General features: G+C 62.8%; 1 protein-coding gene. It reads left to right on the top strand.

What is annotated here, in order from left to right; translation table 11 throughout:
• A partial coding sequence (locus tag AC1D1G_RS45890; protein WP_477957023.1) for an Lsr2 family DNA-binding protein occupies positions 1-520 on the top strand: 520 nt, incomplete at both ends.

Here is a 520-nt window from a genome sequence, read left to right as displayed (position 1 = left end):
GCCGCGACGAAGACGGTTGCGAAGAACACAGCGAAGAAGATAGTCGCGACAAAGGCGGTTGCGGAGAAAAAGGCCGTGAAGAAGGTGGTCGCGGTGAAGGTTCCGGTCAAGAGGACGGCCGTGAGTAAGGCTCCGGCGAAGAAGTCGTCCAGGGAGATTCGTGAGTGGGCGATCGGGGCGGGTCACGAGGTGTCCTTGCGCGGCCGGATTCCGGCCGAGCTCGAGCGAGCCTTCCATGACGCTCAGGCGAAGAAGGTTCAGGCAAAAACGGCGCCGGTAAAGAAKACGGCCGCGAAGAAGACAACTGTGAGAAACACCGCCGCGGCGACGGCTCCTGTGACGAGGGCGGCGGCGCGCACGGCTCCGGCGACGAAGACCGCCGGGACGAAGACCGCCGGGAAGAAGACAATCGCGAAGAAGACAATCGCGACAAAGGCGGCTGCGGAGAAAAAGGCCGTGAAGAAGATGGTCGCGGTGAAGGTTCCGGTCAAGAGGACGGCCGTGAGTAAGGCTCCGGCGA

It is taken from the genome of Rhodococcus sp. P3_B8 (assembly GCF_056402775.1).
Note: the sequence above shows the minus strand (reverse complement) of the source record. Positions and strands in the feature narration are given on the sequence as shown.